This window comes from Actinomyces acetigenes (assembly GCF_031296635.1).
Taxonomy (GTDB): domain Bacteria; phylum Actinomycetota; class Actinomycetes; order Actinomycetales; family Actinomycetaceae; genus Actinomyces; species Actinomyces acetigenes.
The window spans coordinates 1-4,944 of the sequence record NZ_JASPFC010000067.1 but is presented as its reverse complement, the minus strand read 5'-3'; the positions used below and the strand labels follow the sequence as shown (position 1 = coordinate 4,944).

Sequence of the window (4,944 nt, the reverse complement as noted above, 5' to 3'; positions counted from 1 at the left end):
GGCAGGCCAGCAGGGGCCGCACCCGCTCGGCCCGGTCCACCGCGCGCAGCAGGCAGCGCAGGCGGGCCGTCCAGGTCCCGGCCTCCTCGTAACGCTCGGCCCGGGACAGGGCCGCGATGCGCTCCAGCAGGGGAGCGGTCACCAGGTCGACCTCGCCCGACAGACAGGCCAGCACCTCGGCCGGCTCAGCCGGGACGTCGTCGTGGCGCACCCGCCGCAGCTCGCGCCCGTCCCAGCGGCCCAGACGCAGCACCGACTCGGCTGCCCGCAGGGCCTCCTGGCCCCTGCCGCGTGAGGCGAAGGGGCCCACCGCATGGCCGACCTCCTCCGTGGGCAGCACGGTGGTGAGCGCCAACCGCGGATCGGCCCGCGATCCTGAGCCCTGGGCCAGGTGGAGCCAGGGGCGGCGGCGCGGGGCCCGGGAGTGGCGATTGACCGGCGGGTCGAGCTCGGCGATCATCCGCAGCTCGCGCACCCGCGCCTCAATGAGCGTGGGTGTGGCGATGTGCCGCACGCTCACGGTGGTGTCCAGCATCTGCGCCACCTGGCGGCGCTTCTCCGCGGCGGTGAAGTAGGAGCGCACCCGGCGCTTGAGGTCCACGGCGCTGCCCACGTAGAGCACCTGGTCGGCCGCCGAGCGGAACTGGTAGACGCCGGGGCCGCTGGGCAGGGCGTCGGCCAGGCGGCTCTTGGCGCGGCGCCTGGCCGGGACCGGGTCGGAGGCGGTGGCCAGGTCCTCCAGATGCGTGACGCCGAGCGGCGCCATGACCTCCAGGGCCGCGTGCAGCACGTCCACGGTGGCGCGCGCGTCATCCAGGGCCCGGTGCGTGGGACGGGTCTGGGAGCCCACGAAGGCGGCCAGCGTCCCCAGCTTGTGGTTGGGCAACTCGCTGCGGGTCCAGGCCTTGCGGGCCAGCGCCAGGGTGTCCAGCACGCGGGGCTCGGGCCACTCCAGGCCCAGGGCGGCTGCGGCGCCGCGCAGGTGACCGACGTCGAAGCGGGCGTTGTGGGCCACGAGGACGACGTCGTCGGCCAACAGGTCCGCCCAGTCCAGGAAGGCCTCCATGCAGGTGCGCACACTGGGGGCGCCGGCCACCATGGCGTTCGTGATGCCGGTGAGCATGGTGATTTGGGCGGGGATGGCGACGCCGGGGTTGACCAGGGTGGAGAACTCCGCCAGCACCTGCCCGCCGCGCGCCTTGACGGCCCCGATCTCGGTCAGAGAGCGGGCGCCCGGCGCCCTGCCGGTGGTCTCCAGGTCCACGACGACGAAGGTCGCCCGCTCCAGGGGCGTGCCCATGTCGGCGAAGGACACCTGGGTCCCGATGGTGCTCACGGTCGCAGGCTAGAGGATGGCAGTGACATGCATCCTCGCCAGTCGTCGGGAAGTCGGTGCGAGCAAGGTGGGAAGCACCCTAGAATCATCCCCATACCCGAGCGGCACCGCCGGCTCCGGTGCCGTCCGTCTCCGATGGTGCAGGAACGTGTGGTGGCCGCCCAGCCAGCAGATCACAGGAGGCCCCGCGTGGGATACGGACCCATCAAGGCAACAGTCGGCCCGGCCCTGGAGATGCTCTACCAGCCTTGGATCCGCGGCGAGGAGAACATTCCCGCCGAGGGCGCGGCGATCCTGGCCTCCAACCACCTGGCGGTTATCGATTCCTTCTTCCTGCCGCTGCTGGTGGACCGCGAGGTCGCCTTCATCGGCAAGGCCGACTACTTCACCGGCAAGGGCGTCAAGGGCTGGGCGGTGAAGAACTTCATGAAGACCGTGGGCACGATTCCCGTGGACCGCTCCGGCGGCAAGGCCTCCCAGGCGGCGCTCCAGGCCGGCATCGACCGCCTGCGCTCGGGGCAGCTCTTCGGCATCTATCCCGAGGGCACGCGCAGCCCCGACGGGCGCCTCTACCGCGGCAAGACCGGGGTGGCCCGTATCGCCCTGGCCACCGGAGCCCCCGTAGTGCCCGTGGCCATGATCGGCTCCAACCTGGCCCAGCCGATCGGCAAGTCCATCCCCTCCACCCGGCACCGCGTGGGCATCGTCATTGGCGAGCCGCTGGACTTCTCCCGCTACAAGGGCCTGGAGAACGATCGCTTCGTGCTGCGCTCCATTACCGATGAGATCATGTACGCCCTCATGGCCCTCTCCGGCCAGGAGTACGTGGACCTCTACGCCGCCGACGTCAAGAAAGCCATGGACTCGGAGAAGAAGACCGCCGACGAGGTCGTCACCGAGATGCTTGCCGCCCAGGCGCAGGCCCGCCCCTCGGTGGCCCCCGTGACCGCGCCCGGTGGTCGCCCCGCCCCCGAGGTCTCCGTGCCCGAGCCGCCCGAGGACAAGAGCGGCAAGGACAAGAAGAAGGACAAGGCTGCCGATGACGAGGCCGAGCCCGGTGCCGAGTAGGGGCGGGCGCGGTTGAGCCCGGCCGGGCGAGGATTGCCTGACGGCTGACCAACTGGTTCCAGGACGCCGGTGTGCTGCGATAAAGTTACGGAATCTTCCTGTAGCATGCACCACACGATGAGGAGCGCTCATGGCTGCCATGGATCGCGACACTTTCATTCCCCTCGGGACATCGATTGTGAAGCTGCTCCTCATAGCCTCCGGACAGGGAGCACTCGCCACAGCGGTTGGCGAAGGTGCCGGGCTGTTGGCGAAGTTCCGGAGAACGCTGGAAATCGGCGGAAATCGGGCGGTCTTTGCTGAGAAGATCGCCGACGATGCAGCAAAGCAGCTGCTCCGAGAGCATCAGGGGATCTCCGAGGCTGACTGGCATGTGGCAGCCCGACAGGTGGCATCCCTCATCGACCGACTCTCGGAGAAGGAACGGCTTGCCGCGGGATACAACTGGGAAGAGTTGCGCCGGACTCTTCTTGACCTGGGTGGCACAGACCTGCGCAGTGATCTGGCGGACGAGTCAGCGAGGCAGGCCTTCGACTGGTTACTTGAGGTAGCGTGCCAACGCGTTGCTGATTGCTTCACTGAGAAGGAGGCGTTGGCCTCTATTCTCGAGAGCGTCGAGGAAGTTCGTTCTGGGATTCAACGGCTCGCTGAACGTCCCGCTGGAGCCTCCCAGACGCGCGCCGTCGTTGCTGACCATATGGAGGTGGTTCGCGACCTTGCTCCGGATCCTCTGGAGGAGCGCGAGCGAGAAATCGCGGAACTGACAGCATTTGTCCATGGGGCGCCGGACGTTTGGTATGCCATGGAGGCGGGCATGATTAGTGGTAAAACCGCCCTGATGTCCTCCTTCGCATTGAATCCGCCGAGCGACGTGCACATCGTGTCCTTCTTCATTCGTCGTATGGGTGGCGATGGGAATGACTGGAGAAGTTTCTCTTTCGTTGCTGGGGCTCAGTTGGCGGAAATTTTAGGAGATGAGTACACAGAGCGGGTTTCTGAGCCGGCATCCCAGAACACCGAGTTCCGTCAACTTTTGCGTCGAGCAGCAACGGCGTGCCAATCAGGCAAGAACCCTCGGCCTCTGGTTCTTGTCATTGACGGAGTGGACGAGGATTCCTACTACGAGCGACCAGATGATGCTGCAGCTAAGTCCATTCTATCGTTGCTGCCACGACATCTTCCCGAAGGCGTGAAGTTGGTGACGGCGTCTCGGCCGAACCCTCGGATGCCAGAGGATATAGTATGCAATTCTTCGAGGGTAATTGCCTCACTTAAACCTTCTCCTATTGCTCAAGAGAAGATCAATCAGAAGGATATTGAAACGTTCTTCAAGTCTGATCTCGCTGTCGATATCGGAGCATTTTTGGCGGCGTGTGGTGGCTCTTTGACTGTAGATGAATTGCGACAGCTGATCGCTAGGCATCGCCATCTTGAGAATGTGCCCAGTAGAGACGTCAAGGCGTGTGTAGATCATTCTCCTGGTCGTATGCTCATGCGGGTCAACGTCGGCTTTGGCGACCGAGAAGTCCCGTCCTACACTCTGGGGCATGATGCTGTTCTGCGCGCCGTGCTGCGCGAGATTTCCCCCGACAGCCTCGGAGAAGACGGTTGGGAGGATGAAGTCTGGTGGGCGGAAGTACGTAAAAAGTCTTTGGGACCATATCGCAAGATCATCCAGCAATGGGTGATGGTTCGGGCTGGCAAAGGTTGGGGTAGAGCAACCCCAGATTACATGCTAAGTGAAGCCTGCTTTGATCTCATGCTTAGTGACGAGGCGAACCGAGGCGCTACCGTTAAGGTGATGCTTGATGGCTGCCGTTATAATGAAATGCTGCGGCGCTATGGTAGAAAATCGTTGGTTCTGGGGGCAATAGAGCGCGAATGTGTCCAACTAATCGAAAAGAGTCATGGAAGGGGTTTTGATGACGCAATGACAGAACCTATCCTCTGTGCCACTGAGTTCAGGGAGCGGATTGCGAAATTCTCTAGATATATCAAACAGTTGCCTACAGTCAGTGTCTTATATTTTGCAGACGCCCCTGATTTGGTGTTAGATATGGTCATGGCGATCGATGATCGAAGGAATAGACTTAAGGCCGCTAAAGAGGTTGTGGAAACTACTGTAAACCTCGGATGCGAACGTAGTTATTTGTCAGTCATCCCTACTGTGCTTAACAGCGAATTATCTTACCAAGATCGTCGCAGTGAGAATATGTTCCTTCTGGTAGATATTCTCGTGCTTGTGGTCGCTGAGCTTGGTTGTAATATAGATATTGATCTCAAGGATCAAATTGTTGAAGTAGTTGCTTCTGTGTTGTTAAAGTCGAGGCTTCTCGGGGTGTTTTCTCGATTTGGGGAAATCGATGCTTTAGGTGAGGGCTACTATGTGGATGTCAGTATTATGCTTGCAGCCGAGTGTGTGTCGGAGAAGATTGATGATCCTAGGTGGCGTGCGAAAGCCTTGACGCACGTGGTGAGTGGGCTGGTAAGTGCTGGTCATGTGGATCAGGCTTTTGAGGTTGTGGAGCGCATTGATGATC

3 protein-coding genes are annotated in these 4,944 nt (G+C 62.4%); 2 read left to right on the top strand and 1 reads right to left on the bottom strand.

Annotated features, from left to right (window positions below; all coding sequences use genetic code 11):
• The coding region (locus RIV14_RS13320; RefSeq protein WP_309325235.1) for a DEDD exonuclease domain-containing protein at window positions 1–1,300 on the bottom strand (1,300 nt) is incomplete at its 3' end.
• Between the two features lie 225 nt (window positions 1,301–1,525).
• Between RIV14_RS13320 and RIV14_RS13315 the strand changes: the two genes are divergently transcribed.
• Window positions 1,526–2,404 carry a lysophospholipid acyltransferase family protein gene (locus RIV14_RS13315; RefSeq protein WP_075371880.1) on the top strand — a complete coding sequence of 293 codons (879 nt, stop codon included), beginning with the start codon at window positions 1,526–1,528 and terminating at the stop codon, window positions 2,402–2,404.
• A 130-nt stretch (window positions 2,405–2,534) separates the two neighbouring features.
• Window positions 2,535–4,944, top strand: a 2,410-nt coding sequence (locus RIV14_RS13310) for a P-loop NTPase family protein (protein WP_309325234.1), incomplete at its 3' end; no start/stop codon positions are given.